At 73.0% G+C, this 16,168-nt stretch carries 12 protein-coding genes and 1 pseudogene; 10 read left to right on the top strand and 3 right to left on the bottom strand.

Annotated elements, in window-relative coordinates:
- Positions 1-17: 17 nt before the first annotated feature.
- Positions 18-2,171 (top strand): primosomal protein N', encoded by a 2,154-nt coding sequence (locus tag ASD48_RS40215; protein ID WP_057606889.1) that lies wholly within the window; start codon positions 18-20, stop codon positions 2,169-2,171.
- A 312-nt stretch (positions 2,172-2,483) separates the two neighbouring features.
- On the opposite strand, the pseudogene ASD48_RS40210 reads toward ASD48_RS40215, so the two are convergent.
- Positions 2,484-3,051, bottom strand: a pseudogene (locus ASD48_RS40210) (hypothetical protein).
- Positions 3,052-3,274: 223 nt separating this feature from the next.
- Here ASD48_RS40210 and fmt point away from each other — a divergent pair.
- Together fmt and ASD48_RS40200 are read left to right on the top strand one after the other, a co-directional pair.
- Positions 3,275-4,207, top strand: a complete 933-nt coding sequence (fmt, locus tag ASD48_RS40205; RefSeq protein ID WP_057606888.1) for a methionyl-tRNA formyltransferase — start codon at positions 3,275-3,277, stop codon at positions 4,205-4,207.
- A 205-nt stretch (positions 4,208-4,412) separates the two neighbouring features.
- Positions 4,413-5,840, top strand: a complete 1,428-nt coding sequence (locus ASD48_RS40200) for a transcription antitermination factor NusB (protein WP_057606887.1) — start codon at positions 4,413-4,415, stop codon at positions 5,838-5,840.
- 88 nt (positions 5,841-5,928) lie between these two features.
- Here ASD48_RS40200 and argG read toward each other — a convergent pair whose 3' ends face one another.
- Positions 5,929-7,383 (bottom strand): argininosuccinate synthase, encoded by a 1,455-nt coding sequence (gene argG / locus ASD48_RS40195; RefSeq protein WP_057606886.1) that lies wholly within the window; start codon positions 7,381-7,383, stop codon positions 5,929-5,931.
- Positions 7,384-7,410: 27 nt separating this feature from the next.
- Positions 7,411-9,570 (bottom strand): MMPL family transporter, encoded by a 2,160-nt coding sequence (locus ASD48_RS40190; protein WP_057606885.1) that lies wholly within the window; start codon positions 9,568-9,570, stop codon positions 7,411-7,413.
- 161 nt (positions 9,571-9,731) lie between these two features.
- Between ASD48_RS40190 and rpe the strand changes: the two genes are divergently transcribed.
- The 7 genes from rpe to ASD48_RS40155 all read left to right on the top strand — a co-directional run bounded on the left by rpe (position 9,732) and on the right by ASD48_RS40155 (position 16,161).
- The gene (gene rpe, locus ASD48_RS40185; RefSeq protein ID WP_057606884.1) at positions 9,732-10,418 is read left to right on the top strand and encodes a ribulose-phosphate 3-epimerase; all 687 of its coding nucleotides are present in this window, start codon (positions 9,732-9,734) and stop codon (positions 10,416-10,418) included.
- Between the two features lie 90 nt (positions 10,419-10,508).
- Positions 10,509-11,552 (top strand): sugar-binding domain-containing protein, encoded by a 1,044-nt coding sequence (locus ASD48_RS40180; protein WP_057606883.1) that lies wholly within the window; start codon positions 10,509-10,511, stop codon positions 11,550-11,552.
- 50 nt (positions 11,553-11,602) lie between these two features.
- Positions 11,603-12,022: a ribonuclease domain-containing protein gene (locus ASD48_RS40175; protein WP_057606882.1), complete on the top strand. Its 420-nt coding sequence runs from the start codon at positions 11,603-11,605 to the stop codon at positions 12,020-12,022.
- Entirely contained in the window at positions 12,019-12,324 is a 306-nt protein-coding gene (locus tag ASD48_RS40170; protein WP_057606881.1) for a barstar family protein, read from the top strand. The genes ASD48_RS40175 and ASD48_RS40170 overlap by 4 nt, the downstream gene beginning before the upstream one ends.
- 131 nt (positions 12,325-12,455) lie before the next feature.
- Positions 12,456-13,895: a GuaB1 family IMP dehydrogenase-related protein gene (locus ASD48_RS40165; RefSeq protein WP_057607053.1), complete on the top strand. Its 1,440-nt coding sequence runs from the start codon at positions 12,456-12,458 to the stop codon at positions 13,893-13,895.
- Between the two features lie 327 nt (positions 13,896-14,222).
- Positions 14,223-15,698 (top strand): amino acid permease, encoded by a 1,476-nt coding sequence (locus ASD48_RS40160; protein ID WP_057606879.1) that lies wholly within the window; start codon positions 14,223-14,225, stop codon positions 15,696-15,698.
- 10 nt (positions 15,699-15,708) lie between these two features.
- Complete coding sequence (locus tag ASD48_RS40155) at positions 15,709-16,161, top strand: Lrp/AsnC family transcriptional regulator (protein WP_057606877.1); 453 nt, start codon at positions 15,709-15,711, stop codon at positions 16,159-16,161.
- Positions 16,162-16,168 lie beyond the last annotated feature (7 nt).

Below are 16,168 nucleotides of genomic sequence, written 5' to 3'. Positions count from 1 at the left end.
TTGGTAAAAATGCAAGCGTGAGCAGCGAGAACGGGCAGGGGGACGGGGGTGCGGCCGCGGAGGGCGCGCCGCCCGAGCAGCTCGCGCTGATCCGGGAGAGCGTACGGCGGGCCAAGACGCCGCGGGCCAAGCCCCGGACCTGGCGGGGTGCCGCGCTGGCCGAGGAGCTGCCGGTGGCGCGGGTGCTCGTCGACAAGGGTGTGCTGCACCTGGACCGGTACTTCGACTACGCGGTGCCGGCCGAGCTGGACGCCGACGCCCAGCCGGGGGTGCGGGTGCGGGTGCGGTTCGGGGCCGGGCGCGGTCGGGTGCGGGAAGGGCGGCGCGAGGGCGGGGGGCTCATCGACGGGTTCCTCGTCGAGCGGCTCGCCACGTCGGACTACTCCGGGCCGCTCGCGGCGCTCGCCCAGGTGGTGTCGCCCGAGCCGGTGCTGAGCGAGGAGCTGCTGGGACTGGCGCGGGCCGTCGCCGACCGGTACGCGGGGAGCCTGGCCGACGTCCTTCAGCTGGCCGTGCCGCCACGCAACGCGCGCGCCGAGCAGCGCCCCTCCCCGGCGCCGCTGCCGCCGCCGGGGGCTCCGGAGGCCGGGTCCTGGGGGCGGTACGAGCGGGGGGCCGCGTTCGTCGAGTCGCTGGCGTCCGGGGGCGCGCCCCGCGCGGTGTGGAACGCGCTGCCGGGGCCCCGGTGGAGCGAGGAGCTGGCGCGGGCCGTCGCCGCGACGCTCGCCTCGGGGCGCGGGGCACTGGTCGTCGTACCCGACGGACGGGCCGCCGCACGGGTCGACGCCGCGTTGACGGCGTTGCTGGGGGAGGGGCGGCATGCGCTGCTCACCGCGGACGCCGGCCCCGAGAAGCGGTACCGGGAATGGCTCGCCGTGCGGCGGGGCTCCGTGCGGGCGGTCGTCGGCACGCGTGCCGCGATGTTCGCCCCGGTCCGGAACCTCGGTCTGGTCGCGCTCTGGGACGACGGGGACGACAGCCACAGCGAGCTGCACGCGCCGCAGCCCCATGCGCGCGAGGTGCTGCTGCTGCGGGCCGCGCAGGACAAGTGCGGCTTCCTGATGGGGGGTTGGAGCTGCACGGTGGAGGGCGCGCAGCTCGTCGAGAGCGGATGGGCGCGGCCGTTGACCGCCGCACGGGAGCAGGTGCGGCACAGTGCTCCGCTGGTGCGCACCGTGGGCGACCAGGACCTCGCGCGGGACGAGGCCGCCCGGGCCGCCCGGCTGCCGACCCTCGCCTGGCAGGCGGCCCGGGAGGGGCTGCGGCACGGGCCGGTGCTCGTCCAGGTGCCCCGGCGGGGCTATGTGCCGCGGATGGCGTGTGCGCAGTGCCGGGCCGCCGCCCGCTGCCGGCACTGCTCCGGGCCCCTGGAAGCACGGGACGGGGGCGCGGTGTGGTGCGGCTGGTGCGGGCGGGAGGAGAGTGCCTGGCACTGTCCGGAGTGCGGCTCGTTCCGCTTGCGCGCACAGGTCGTGGGGGCCCGGCGGACCGCCGAGGAGCTGGGGCGGGCGTTCCCCGCCGTGCCGGTGCGGACGTCGGGGCGGGAGCAGGTCCTGGACACCGTGCCGGGGGCGCCCGCGCTCGTCGTGTCCACGCCCGGGGCCGAGCCGGTCGCCGAGGGCGGGTACGCGGCCGCGCTGCTGCTGGACGGCTGGGCCATGCTCGGGCGGCCCGACCTGAGGGCCGGGGAGGACGCGCTGCGCCGCTGGATCGCGGCCGCCGCTCTCGTACGGCCGTCGGAGGAGGGCGGAACCGTGGTCGTCGTCGCCGAGCCGACCCTGCGGCCCGTCCAGGCGCTGGTGCGGTGGGATCCGGTGGGGCACGCGGTGCGGGAGCTCTCCGAGCGGGCCGAGCTGGGTTTCCCGCCGGTGTCGCGGATGGCGGCGGTGTCGGGGACGGCGGAGGCCGTGGCCGCGTTCCTGGAGGCCGTCGAACTGCCGTCGGAGGCGGAGCTCCTGGGGCCGGTCCCGGTGCCGACGGCCCCGGCGGGGCGGCCTCGGCGGCCGGGGGCGCCGCCGCCCGGGGAGGAGTGGGAGCGGGCGCTGCTCCGGGTGCCGCCCGGGAGGGGGGCCGCACTGGCCGCCGCGCTGAAGGCGGCGCAGGCGGCCCGGATGGCGCGGGGCGGCGAGGAGGCCGTGCGGGTGCGGATCGATCCGCCGGACATCGGCTGAGGGACGACACGCAGCCGCAGCCGGAGCCGGTGCGGTAGGGGAAACCGGCTGCGCGGTGGCCAGGCGGTTTCCCGCTGCCGCTGGGGAGGCCCTGCTGCCCGGTGGGGAGGTCCGGGTGTGCGACTGCCCTCTCGGGCGCGGGCCGAGAGGGCAGGTGGGGAGGGGACGGGGTGGGGAGGTGCTCGGTGCGGGCTGCGGCTCCTCAGCCGTTGCGCGGGCTGGGGAAGGCGGTCGGCCTTGCCTCCTCGCGCAGGGCCGGGGCGCCGACCTCGCGCAGGGCCGGGGCGCCGGCCTCGCGCAGGGCCGGGGCGCCTACGTCGCGCAGGGCCGGGGCGCCGGTGTCGCGCAGGGCCGGGGCGCCGGTGTCGCGCAGGGCCGGGCTGCCGGCCGTCGGCTGGGTCGGCATGGAGCGGGCGGCGGGGACCGTCGGAACCGTCGGGATCCCCGTGTTCACGGTGACCGTGCGGGCGGCGGTGGGCTCGGCGGGTCGCTCGGCCTCGGCGGTGGCGGTGGCGGTGGCGGCCTGGGCCGCGGCCCGGCGTGCGCCGTAGCGGCGGTGTACGGCCTGCTTGGTGACCCCGAGGGCGGAGCCCACCGCGTCCCACGAGAAACCGAGCGAACGGTCGAAGTCCACCGCCGCGGTGACCAGGGTCTCGACGCTGTCCCGCAGCTCCTGGGCGAGGCGGACCGTGGGGGCGGGGGCGCGTCCGTAGACGACGAAGCCCGTGGACGGGCCGGAGCGTCGGGGGCGGTAGACGTTGCCCAGCTGGGCGGTGAGGGTGCGCAGTGCGTCCACCTGCCGTCGGACGCGCTCGATGTCCCGCACCAGCAAGTGCAGGCTGGCCCGGGCCTGGGCGTCGTGGGTTGCATGGTCGGCCATGAACAAGCCTCTCGAACCGGCGTTGAAGAAGGTGTGGTCAACTCTTTCTTGACCAACGCCGGTTCGCGCCGCTGGTCACGGTGTGGGGGCGTATGGGCATATGCGTACGCCCCCTGGAGGGCGTGGCTCGGGGGGCCTCCCGCCCGTCGGCGGCCTGCCCGGTCGGCGTCATAAACTTGTGCGTCGCCCGTCGTCCGTCCCGCCCGAGAGGCCCCGCCCACTCATGAAGCTCGTCTTCGCCGGTACCCCCGAGGTCGCCGTTCCCGCCCTGGACGCTCTGCTCGCCTCCGGGCGGCACGAGGTGGCCGCCGTCGTCACGCGGCCCGACGCGCCGGCCGGACGGGGGCGCAGGCTGATCGCCTCTCCCGTCGCCCAGCGCGCCGAGGAGGCGGGCATCGAAGTGCTGAGGCCCGCCAAGCCGCGCGATCCCGAGTTCCTGGAGCGGCTGCGGGAGATCGCGCCCGACTGCTGTCCCGTCGTCGCCTACGGGGCGCTGCTGCCCAGGGTGGCGCTGGACATCCCGGCCCATGGCTGGGTCAACCTGCACTTCTCGCTGCTGCCGGCCTGGCGCGGGGCGGCTCCCGTGCAGCACGCCGTCATGGCGGGGGACGAGATCACCGGCGCGTCCACCTTCCTCATCGAGGAGGGACTCGACTCGGGGCCGGTCTACGGGACGGTCACCGAGGAGATCCGGCCCACCGACACCAGCGGTGACCTGCTCACCCGGCTGGCCTTCGCGGGCAGCGGGCTGCTCGCCGCGACCATGGACGGGATCGAGGACGGCACACTGAAGGCCGTTCCGCAGCCGGGCGAGGGGATCACCCTCGCGCCGAAGATCACCGTCGAGGACGCCCAGGTCGACTGGGCCACTCCGGCGCTGCGGGTCGACCGAGTGGTGCGCGGCTGCACCCCCGCCCCCGGCGCCTGGACCACCTTCCGCGGGGAGCGGCTCAAGCTCATCCAGGTCCAGCCGGTTCCCGAGCGGACCGATCTCGCCCCGGGCGCGCTTCTCGTCGGCAAGAACAGCGTGCACGTCGGTACCGGCTCGTACGCGGTCGAGCTGCTGTGGGTGCAGGCGCAGGGCAAGAAGCCGATGCGGGCCGCCGACTGGGCCCGGGGCGCCCGGATCGGGGACGGGGAGGCCGTCGGGGCGTAACACTCCTGCGCGGGTCCCGCTCGCTCCGGGGGCCCCGCCCGTGGGTGAGCGCCGCCCCCGGTCCGTGGGCCCCCGTCGGCAAGTTCCGCCCGGCGTGCCCCCGAAGTACGCTTGACGGACCGTTCCCCCTTTCCTCGTTATCCCGTTTTCTCCCTTTCTGCTTTCCTCCTTTCCTCCTTACTTCTGCAATCCGGAGCACCTTTTCGTGAGCGACCAGCCCCACCGTTCCCGCAAGCCGGGCAAGCCCTACCGCCGGCCTCACAAGGACCCCGTCCGCATGCTCGCCTTCGAGGCGCTGCGGGCCGTGGACGAGCGGGACGCGTACGCCAACCTCGTGCTGCCGCCGCTGCTGCGCAAGGCGCGCGAGAAGGAGGGCCCCGACAAGTTCGACGCACGGGACGCGGCCCTCGCCACCGAGCTGGTCTACGGGACGCTGCGCCGGCAGGGGACGTACGACGCCGTCATCTCCGCGTGTGTCGACCGGCCGCTGCGCGAGGTCGATCCGCCGGTCCTCGACGTGCTGAGTCTCGGCGTGCACCAGCTGCTCGGGACACGTATCCCGACCCATGCGGCCGTGTCCGCCTCCGTCGACCTCGCCCGGGTCGTGCTCGGCGACGGACGCGCCAAGTTCGTCAACGCCGTGCTGCGCAAGGTCGCGGCGCACGATCTCGACGAGTGGCTCGACAAGGTCGCTCCGCCCTACGAGGACGATCCCGAGGACCACCTCGCCGTCGTGCACTCGCACCCGCGCTGGGTGGTCTCCGCGCTGTGGGACTCCCTCGGCGGCGGGCGGGCCGGCATCGAGGAACTGCTGGCGGCGGACAACGAGCGCCCCGAGGTCACGCTCGTCGCCCGGCCCGGACGGGCCACCACCGAGGAACTGCTCCAAGAGGACGCCTCGGTCGCCGGGCGCTGGTCGCCGTACGCCGTACGGCTCACCGAGGGCGGTGAGCCCGGGGCCATCGACGCCGTACGGGACGGGCGGGCGGGGGTGCAGGACGAAGGCAGCCAGCTCGTGGCGCTCGCGCTGGCCAACGCGCCGCTCGACGGGTCCGACGCGTTGTGGCTGGACGGATGCGCCGGACCCGGTGGCAAGGCGGCGTTGCTCGCCGCCCTCGCCGCCGAGCGGGGGGCCGCGCTGCTCGCCTCCGAGAAGCAGCCGCACCGCGCGGGGCTCGTCGCCAGGGCGCTGGCCGGCAACCCCGGGCCCTACCAGGTCATCGCCGCCGACGGGACCCGGCCGCCGTGGCGGCCCGGCTCCTTCGACCGGGTGCTGATGGACGTGCCGTGCACGGGCCTCGGCGCCCTGCGGCGGCGTCCCGAGGCACGCTGGCGGCGCAGGCCGGAGGACCTCGACGGGTTCGGGCCGCTCCAGCGCGGGCTGCTGCGGACCGCGCTGGAGTCGGTGCGGGTCGGGGGCGTCGTCGGGTACGCCACCTGTTCGCCGCACCTGGCCGAGACCCGGTCGGTCGTCTCCGACGTCCTCAAGCAGTACCCGGAGGCCGAGCTGATCGACGCGCGGCCGCTGCTGCCGGGCGTACCGGAGCTGGGGGACGGGCCGGACATCCAGCTGTGGCCGCATCTGCACGGGACCGACGCCATGTACCTGGCGTTGATCAGGAAGACGGGCTGAGGCCCGCCCGACGGACACGCGCGGAAGGCCGGCCCCACGCCGTCGGCGTGGGGCCGGCCTTCCGCGCGTGCGGGTGCCTTCGCGAGGGTCAGTCCGTGCCGAACTCCATCGCGGCGCGGTCCAGCAGCTGGTCGTCGTCGGAGACCTCGCCGCGGGAGGCGATGGCCTCGGCGCCGCCCTCCGGCAGTTCCGTCATGGTGCCGATGAGACCCGTCGCGGCCGCCTGATCGGCGCCGATCGCGGGGCTGCCGGTGCCGATCAGACCGAGCGTGGCGTACTGCTCCAGCTTGGCGCGCGAGTCGGCGATGTCGAGGTTGCGCATGGTGAGCTGGCCGATCCGGTCCACCGGGCCGAACGCGGAGTCCTCGGTGCGCTCCATGGACAGCTTGTCCGGGTGGTAGCTGAAGGCCGGGCCGACGGTGTTGAGGATCGAGTAGTCCTCACCGCGCCGCAGTCGCAGCGTCACCTCGCCGGTGACGGCCGCGCCGACCCAGCGCTGGAGCGACTCGCGCACCATCAGGGCCTGCGGGTCCAGCCAGCGGCCCTCGTACATCAGCCGGCCGAGACGCCGTCCCTCGTTGTAGTACTGGGCGAGGGTGTCCTCGTTGTGGATGGCGTTGACCAGACGCTCGTAGGCCGCGTGCAGCAGGGCCATGCCGGGCGCCTCGTAGATGCCGCGGCTCTTGGCCTCGATGATGCGGTTCTCGATCTGGTCCGACATGCCGAGGCCGTGGCGGCCGCCGATGGCGTTGGCCTCCATCACCAGATCGACGGGGGAGGCGAACTCCTTGCCGTTGATCGTCACGGGGCGGCCCTGGTCGAAGCCGATCGTCACGTCCTCGGTGGCGATGTCGACCGACGGGTCCCAGAACCGCACGCCCATGATGGGCTCGACGGTCTCGACGCCGGTGTCCAGGTGCTCCAGGGTCTTGGCCTCGTGGGTGGCGCCCCAGATGTTGGCGTCCGTGGAGTACGCCTTCTCCGTGCTGTCCCGGTAGGGCAGGTCGTGGGCGACGAGCCACTCCGACATTTCCTTGCGCCCGCCGAGCTCGGTCACGAAGTCCGCGTCCAGCCAGGGCTTGTAGATCCGCAGGTGCGGGTTGGCCAGCAGGCCGTAGCGGTAGAACCGCTCGATGTCGTTGCCCTTGAAGGTCGAGCCGTCGCCCCAGATCTGGACGTCGTCCTCGAGCATCGCCCGGACCAGCAGGGTGCCGGTGACGGCACGGCCGAGCGGCGTGGTGTTGAAGTACGAGCGCCCGCCCGAGCGGATGTGGAACGCCCCGCAGGTGAGCGCGGCAAGGCCCTCCTCGACCAGCGCGGCGCGGCAGTCGACCAGGCGCGCGATCTCGGCGCCGTAGGTCTTCGCGCGGCCGGGCACCGAGGCGATGTCGGGCTCGTCGTACTGGCCGATGTCGGCGGTGTAGGTGCACGGGACGGCACCCTTGTCGCGCATCCACGCGACCGCGACGGAGGTGTCGAGCCCGCCGGAGAAGGCGATGCCGACGCGCTCGCCGGCGGGAAGGGAGGTGAGGACCTTGGACATAGGAAGATTATGCATGAACTCGCATGGTCATGCAAAGGGTGGTCGGTTCTCGCTGCTCCCGACCGGTTGGGCGGGCTCCTTCGACGGGGTCGCGTGGCTCTCCAGGGCCAGCCGGTGCGGCCACCAGATCTTCGGTCCGATGTCCAGGAACAGCGAGGTGACGAGCACCGACCGGACGATGAAGGTGTCCAGGAGGACGCCCAGGGCCACCGCGAAGCCGATCTCCGCGAAGGCGACCATGGGCAGGGTGGCGAGGGCCGCGAAGGTGCCGGCCAGGACCAGGCCCGCCGAGGTGATCACCGAGCCGGTGGCCGCCAGACCGGTCACCACGCCCTGCCGGGTGCCCTGGCGGGCGGCCTCCTCGCGGATCCGGGTGGTCAGGAAGATGTTGTAGTCGATGCCCAGGGCCACCAGGAACACGAAGACGAACAGCGGGAAGTCCGTGGACTCGCCCGCGTAGTCGAAGAGGTGGCGGAAGGCCAGCGCGCTGAGGCCCAGCGCCGCCGCGAAAGACAGGATCACCGTCCCGACCAGCAGCAGCGGGGCGATCAGGGCGCGCAGCAGCGCGCAGAGGATGAGCAGGACCACGGCCAGGACCAATGGGATGATCAGCAGGTTGTCGTGGGTGGTCGCCTTGTCCATGTCGAGCAGGGCCGCCGTGCCGCCGCCCACCTTGGCGTCGGCGTCGGGTACCTCGTGCACCGCGTCCCGGACCCGTTCCACGGTCTGCTTGGCGGCCTCGCTGTCGGCCGGGTCGGTCATCGTCGCCTCGAACAGCACCTGGCCGTCGTGGACGGGTTTCGTGCCCGCGGGCACCGCGAGGGACGTGGGCACGACGCCCTCCGTCCCCGCGACCGCGCGTCTGACCTGCCCGGCCCGGCCCTGGTCGGCGATCACCACCAGCGGGTCGCCGCTGCCCGCCGGGAAGTACTTCGCCGACACCTTCTGGCCGGTGATGGAGTCCGGTGTGCCGGTGAACGCGTCCGCGTTGCCGATGCCCTCGGCGCGCAGCTGGATCAGGCCGAGCGAGCAGACCGCCAGGACCAGCGCCGTCACGGCCCAGACCATGCGCGGGCGGCGGGCGATGCCCCGGCCCGTGCGGGCCCAGACGCCGTGCTCGGTCGGGTCCGAGGAGCCGAAGTGCGGGATCGCCGGCCAGAAGATCCAGCGGCCGCAGATCACCAGCAGGGCGGGGAAGAGGGTCATCATCGCCAGCAGCGCGACCGCCACGCCGATGGCCGCGACCGGGCCCAGCCCGCGGGTGGAGTTCATCTCGGCGGCCAACAGCATCAGCATGCTCAGCACGACCGTGGCGCCGGACGCCAGGACGGCGGGGCCCGCCCGGTGCAGCGCCAGGGCCATCGCCTCGTGCCGGTCCTCGTGTCGGCGCAGCTCCTCCCGGTAACGGGCCACCAGCAGCAGGGCGTAGTCCGTGCCCGCGCCGAACACGAGCACCGTGAGAATGCCGGCGCTCTGACCGTTCACCGTCAAACCCGCGTACTCGGCCAGGAAGTAGATCAGCGCCTGGGCGGTGAACAGGGCGGCGACCACGGCGAGCACCGGGACGACGAGGAGGGTGGGACTGCGGTAGGTGATCAGGAGCATGATCACGACCACGCCCATCGCCGCCAGCAGCAGGGTCGAGTCGATGCCCTCGAAGGCCTCGGAGAAGTCCGCGGAGGTACCGCCGGGCCCGGTGATGTGCACGGCCAGACCCGCGCCGCCGTCGCCGACGACGTCACGGATCGAGTCGACGGCCGGGGCGATGCGCTCCCAGCCCTTCTCGTCCATGGTGATCGGCACGTAGATCTGGGCGGCGCGCGGGTCGGCCGGGCGGTCGTAGACCGGCCCGCGGGTCTCCGCGCCGCGGATGCCGTGGTCGGTGAGCTGCCTGAGCTGCGCCGCGTCCTCGGTGATCTGCGCCCGGTCCTCGGCCGTCAGGCCCTCGTCACGGGCGTAGACGACGACCGCGGGGATCTGCTCGGGCCTGAAGTCCTGCGAGATCTCCAGCACCTGGGTGGACTCCGCCGACCCCGGCAGCCAGGAGGCCGCGTCGTTGTCCTGGGCGTCGGTGAGCTTCTGCGCGAAGGGTGCCGTCAGAAACAGCACCACCAGCCACAACGCCAGCACCAGCCACTTGGCGCGCCGCCCGCAGACCAGGTGCGCGACACCGCGATTCTCGGCCATGACTACCCTCCGAGCCGTTCCGACGCCGGGGTGGGCGGCCGCCTCCGGTAAGGGGCGCGAGGGGCTGCGCGATCAGCCGCAGCCGGTCCGCGGGCGACGAACCACGCTCCCCCCACGGGACCGATGCCCGCAACCCCCGGAGGGCATGGCAGGCTTGGGTCATGGCCGTGCAGATCAACCCCAGCATCCTGTCCGCCGACTTCGCCCGCCTTGCGGACGAGGCGGAGGCGGTCGCCGGAGCCGACTGGCTCCACGTCGACGTCATGGACAACCATTTCGTCCCGAACCTCACGCTCGGTGTGCCGGTCGTAGAGTCACTGGCCCGTGCGACGGACACCCCGCTGGACTGCCATCTGATGATCGAAGCCCCCGATCGCTGGGCCCCGCAGTACGTCGAGGCGGGTGCCTCGTCCGTCACCTTCCACGTCGAGGCCGCCGCCGCACCCGTGCGGCTCGCCCGCGAGATCCGGGCGAAGGGCGCCCGTGCCTCCATGGCACTCAGGCCGGCGACGCCCATCGAGCCGTACGAGGACCTGCTGCCCGAACTCGACATGCTCCTGATCATGACGGTCGAGCCGGGCTTCGGGGGCCAGGCCTTCCTCGACATCATGCTCCCCAAGATCCGCCGCACTCGCGAGTTGATCAGCAAGCACGGCCTCGACCTGTGGCTCCAGATCGACGGCGGGGTCTCGGCCTCGACGATCGAGCGGTGCGCCGAGGCGGGCGCGGACGTGTTCGTGGCAGGCTCGGCCGTATACGGGGCGGACGACCCGGCGGAGGCGGTCCGTGGCCTGCGGGCTCAGGCGGAGGCGGCGACCGCCGGCGCCTCCTGGGCATGTGGACACTGAACCAACCACTTACCGACAGGTATGTGAACGGCTCCCAACAGAGCTGATCAACTGCGCCGGATCTGCGAGGATGAACGGCGTATCCAGAGTGTGAACAGCAGTGAGGAGAACGCCGTGTCGGGTATGTCGGCGGGCCGGTCAGCCATGCGGATGGGACCCGCTGAGCTGGTGCAGGCGGCGGCCATGGCCCGCCGCTTCTACCTTGAGGGAAAGTCCAAGATCCAGATCGCGGAGGAGTTCGGCGTCAGCCGCTTCAAAGTGGCCCGGGTCCTGGAGACCGCCCTCGAACGGGATCTCGTACGGATCGAGATCCGCGTGCCGGCCGAGCTGGACGCGGAGCGCTCGGACGCGCTCCGCGCCCGCTACGGCCTCAGGCACGCCGTCGTGGTCGAGTCCCCGGCCGAGGCCGAGGAGACCACGGACCCCGAGAACCTGGGGGAAGTGGCGGCGGACCTGCTCGGCGAACTGGTGGACGAGGGGGACGTGCTGGGGCTGGCCTGGGGCCGGTCCACCATTCACATGGCGGCGGCGCTGGACCGGCTGCCGCCCTGCACGGTCGTGCAGCTGACGGGTGTCTACGACGCCGGGACCGCGGAGCGCGGCTCGGTCGAGGCCGTCCGCCGTGCCGCCCAGGTGTCCGGCGGCGACGCGCATCCCATCTACGCGCCGATGCTGCTGCCGGACGCGGCCACCGCGGCCGCGCTGCGCCACCAGACCGGGATCGCCCGCGCCTTCGAGTACTTCGACAAGGTCACGGTCGCCTGTGTCTCCATCGGCTCCTGGGAGCCGGGCATCTCGACGGTGCACGACATGCTCAGCGACGAGGAGCGGGCGCACTACGCCTCGCTCGGGGTCGCCGCCGAGATGTCCGCGCACCTCTTCGACGCCGAGGGCCGCCGGGTCGGGCGGGACCTGGGCGAGCGGTGCATCACGGTCAAGACCGACCAGCTGCGCCGGGTCCCCGAGGTCGTCGCGATCGCGGGCGGGCAGCGCAAGGCGGCCGCGATCGACGCCGTGCTCCGCTCCGGGCTCGTCACCAGCCTGGTGACGGACACCTCGGCCGCCGACTTCCTGATGACGGCGGGGCCGACCCCGAAGCCCGCCCTGGGCCGGGCGGACCCGGACGGGATCTGACCCGCCCGCAAGCAGGCCACGAGGGGGACGGCCGTGACAGCATCGAACGCGTGCTGCTGCGGTTCGTCCCCCGCGTGCTGGTGTGCCTGCTCCTCCCGCTCGCCCTGCTCACCGGCTGCGCCTCGGGGCAGCCGGGGCCGCGGGACTCCACCCCGGCCGTCGCCACGGCCGCCGAGCCGTCCCGGGCCGGCGGTCCGGCCCCGGTCCGGCAGTCCGAGCTGCCCGCCGAGGCCCGCCGGACCCTCCGGCTCACCGACGCCGGCGGTCCCTTCCCCCACGCCAGGGACGGAGCCGTCTTCGGGAACTTCGAGGGGCTGCTGCCCGCGCACGAGCGGGGCCACTACCGCGAACACACCGTCGAGGCGCCGGGCTCCCGCGACCGCGGGGCCCGACGCGTTGTCACCGGGCGGGGCGGCGAGATCTACTACACCGATAATCACTACGACACGTTCCGGGCGGTGCTGAGATGACGCAGTTCGTGGTCACGCTGGATCTGGACGGAGTGACCGACAAGGACGCTCTGATGAACCGCTGCGCCGACGCCCTCGGCCTGCCCGACTGGTTCGGACGCAACTGGGACGCGCTCGCCGACAGCCTCACCGACCTCCAGGCCCCGCCCGGGGACGGCGGGCTCCAGATCGTCGTACGCAACTGGCGGCCGTACGCCGAGGCCCGGCCGCAGGAGTGGGCCATCGCCCAGGACGTGTTCGCCCAGGCGGTCGACCAGGTGCCGGCGCTGTCCGTGCTGCTCGCCCTCGGAGGATCCTCCTAAGACCCCCCTGAGCTGCTTGGATGTTCTGTCCGGGCATCGCATCGCGGCCGTCGTGGGAGAATGAAGTACGTGCTTCTCCCCCTGGCTGACCTGTCCGGGGGTCACCTCTGATCGACTGGGATGTGCAGCACGTGCGTTTCCTCAACGACATCCAGCCCGCGTACGACCTCACCTACGACGACGTCTTCATGGTGCCGAGCCGCAGCGCGGTCGGGTCGCGTCAGGCGGTCGACCTCGCCGCCCCGGACGGCACGGGCACCACGATCCCGCTGGTCGTCGCCAACATGACCGCCGTGGCCGGCCGCCGGATGGCCGAGACGATGGCCCGGCGCGGCGGGCTGGTGGTGATCCCGCAGGACATCCCGATCGACGTCGTCACCGACGTCATCACCTGGGTCAAGAGCCGCCACCTGGTGCTGGACACCCCCATCGTGCTCGCCCCGCACCAGACGGTCGCCGACGCCCTGGCCCTGCTGCCCAAGCGCGCGCACAACGCGGGCGTCGTCGTCGACGAGGAGTTCCGCCCGGTCGGTGTCGTCACCGACGCGGACCTGAGCGGGGTCGACCGCTTCACCCAGCTCGAGGTCGTCATGTCCCGGGACCTGCTGCTCCTGGACGCCGACATCGACCCGCGCGAGGCCTTCAACACCCTCGACTCGGCCAACCGGCGCTACGCCCCCGCGGTCGACCGGGAGGGCAAGCTCGCCGGCATCCTCACCCGCAAGGGCGCCCTCCGCGCCACCCTGTACACCCCGGCCGTCGACGCGGCGGGCAAGCTGTGCGTCGCCGCGGCCGTCGGTATCAACGGCGATGTCGCGGGCAAGGCCAAGCAGCTGCTCGACGCGGGCGTGGACACGCTGGTCATCGACACCGCGCACGGCCACCAGGAGTCGATGATCAGCGCGATCCGGACCGTGCGCGCGCTCGACCCGCGGGTCCCGATCGTCGCCGGGAACATCGTCTCCGCCGAGGGCGTCAAGGACCTGATCGACGCGGGCGCCGACATCATCAAGGTCGGGGTCGGACCCGGCGCCATGTGCACCACCCGCATGATGACCGGCGTGGGCCGGCCGCAGTTCTCGGCGGTCCTGGAGTGCGCGGCCGAGGCGAAGAAGTACGGCAAGCACGTGTGGGCCGACGGCGGTGTCCGGCACCCGCGCGATGTCGCCATGGCGCTGGCCGCCGGTGCGTCCAACGTGATGATCGGATCGTGGTTCGCGGGCACCTACGAGTCCCCGGGCGACCTCCAGCAGGACGCGGGCGGCCGGCTCTACAAGGAGTCGTTCGGCATGGCGTCCGCGCGCGCCGTCGCCAACCGCACCTCCGACGAGTCCGCGTACGACCGTGCCCGCAAGGCGCTGTTCGAGGAGGGCATCTCCACGTCGCGGATGTTCCTCGACCCGGCCCGCCCGGGTGTCGAGGACCTGATCGACTCGGTCATCGCGGGCGTCCGCTCCTCCTGCACCTACGCGGGCGCGGGCTCTCTGGAGGAGTTCGCCGAGAAGGCCGTGGTCGGCATCCAGAGCGCGGCCGGTTACGCGGAGGGCAAGCCGCTGCACGCCAGCTGGTAGCTCCGCGAGGCGCTCCGCCTGCCGGCGCGTGTGAACGGCGCTGATCACCGGCTTCCAGGTGCGGGTTCGCCCTGGCTGGTCGCGCCGTTCCCCGTGCCCCTCATGGGGCGCGTTCGGTCGAGCTGCAATGAATGTGCAGCTCGGCGCGATGAACGCAACGATCTTGCGTGTGTGCGCAAGGTTGCAGCATTACTAGCGCTACGGCCCTGCTCGTAGGGTCGTGCGCTGTACGTAGCGTGGCGGGGACCCCGCTCGGTGGGTTCCTGCTCGTGCAGGTGTGCCGCCGGTCCCCGTCACGCCGAGAGGCAGCGACGAAGGAGTCAGCGCGTGCTCGATCAAGGCGCACCCCCGCAACAACGCAGTACGACGGCCCCCGCGTCCCCGGGGCCCGTCGCGCGGCTGATGCGGCGCAAGCCCGTGGAACACCTGGTCGCCGAGGGCGGCCAGGGCGAGGGAGGCTCCCTCAGGCGCTCCCTCGGGCTCTGGCAGCTCACGATGATCAGCATCGGCGCCACCCTCGGCACCGGCATCTTCGTGGTCCTCGGCGAGGCCGTGCCCAAGGCCGGTCCCGCCGTCACGCTCTCCTTCGTGATCGCCGGACTCACCGCCCTCTTCTCGGCTCTGTCCTACGCCGAGCTGGCGGGCACCATCCCGGTCGCCGGCTCCTCGTACTCGTACGCGTACGCGACGATGGGCGAACTGATCGCCTGGATCTGCGGCTGGTGTCTGGTCCTCGAGTACGGCGTGTCGGTCGCCGCCGTGGCCGTCGGCTGGGGCGAGTACCTCAACGAGCTGCTCGACGGGACGATCGGCGTGACCATCCCGGACGCGCTGTCGGCGCCGCCCGGGGACGGCGGTCTCTTCAACCTGCCGGCCCTCATCGTCGTCCTGCTCGCCATGGCCTTTCTGCTCGGCGGCGCCCGTGAGTCGGCGCGCGCCAACACCGTCATGGTGGCCGTGAAGATCGCCGCGCTGGTGCTGTTCTGCGCCATCGGCGTCCAGGGTTTCCGCTCCGGCAACTACGAGCACTTCATGCCGCTGGGCATGGCGGGCGTCAGCGCGGCCGGTGCGACGCTGTTCTTCTCGTACATCGGCTTCGACGCCGCCTCCACCGCCGGCGAGGAGGCGAAGAACGCGCAGCGCGACCTGCCCCGCGCGATCATGCTGTCGCTCGTCATCGTGACGGCGCTGTACGTCCTCGTCGCGGCCGTCGCCGTGGGCGCCAAGCCCTGGCAGCGGTTCGGCGACTCCGAGGCCGCGCTCGCGCAGATCATGCGCGAGGTGACCGGCCAGTCCTTCTGGGGCACCCTCCTCGCGTTCTGCGCGGTCATCGCCATCGCGAGCGTCGTCCTGACCGTGCTGTACGGCCAGACCCGCATCCTCTTCGCGATGTCCCGGGACGGCCTCGTGCCCAAGGTGTTCTCCCGCGTCCACCCGAAGACCGGCACGCCCCGTACGAACACGGTGATCGTGTCGCTGTTCTGCGGTGTGCTGGCCGCCGCGATCCCGCTGGGCCAACTGGCGGACGCCACCAGCATCGGTACGCTGTTCGCGTTCGGGCTGGTCAACATCGCCGTCGTGGTGCTGCGCCGGACCCGTCCCGAGATGCCCCGGACCTTCCGGGTGCCGCTCTCGCCGGTACTGCCGGCCCTGGGGCTCGCCTTCTGCGTCTGGATGATGGGCAGCCTCTCGGCCGTCACCTGGGTGGTCTTCGGAGTCTGGATGGCGGTCGGGCTCGTGTTCTACTTCCTCTACGGCCACCGCCGCTCCCGTCTCGCAGCGCCCGCACCAGCTGAGAAGTGAACGACCCACTGTGCTGAACGATCTCGACGAACGCATCGTGCACGCCCTCGCCGAGGACGCCCGCCGCTCCTTCGCGGACATCGGGCAACTGGTCGGGCTGTCCGCGCCCGCCGTGAAGCGGCGCGTGGACCGGCTGCGCGCCACCGGGGCCATCACCGGCTTCACCGTGCGGGTCGACCCGGCGGCCCTCGGCTGGGAGACCGAGGGGTTCGTCGAGATCTACTGCCGGCGCAACACCTCCCCGGAGACCATCCAGCGGGGCCTGGAGCGCTACCAGGAGGTGGTGGCCGCCTCCACCGTCACCGGGGAGGCGGACGCCGTCGCCCAGGTCTTCGCCGCCGACATGCGTCACTTCGAGCGGGTGCTGGAGCGCATCGCGGGGGAGCCGTTCGTGGAACGGACGAAGTCCGTGCTGGTGCTGTCACCGCTCCTGCGCCGCTTCTCCGCGGGCGCGCCGACCTGAGCCGGGC

Origin of the sequence: Streptomyces sp. Root1310 (genome assembly GCF_001426425.1) — a bacterium.
Taxonomy (GTDB): domain Bacteria; phylum Actinomycetota; class Actinomycetes; order Streptomycetales; family Streptomycetaceae; genus Streptomyces.
This window is presented reverse-complemented; position numbering and strand designations above follow the sequence as displayed.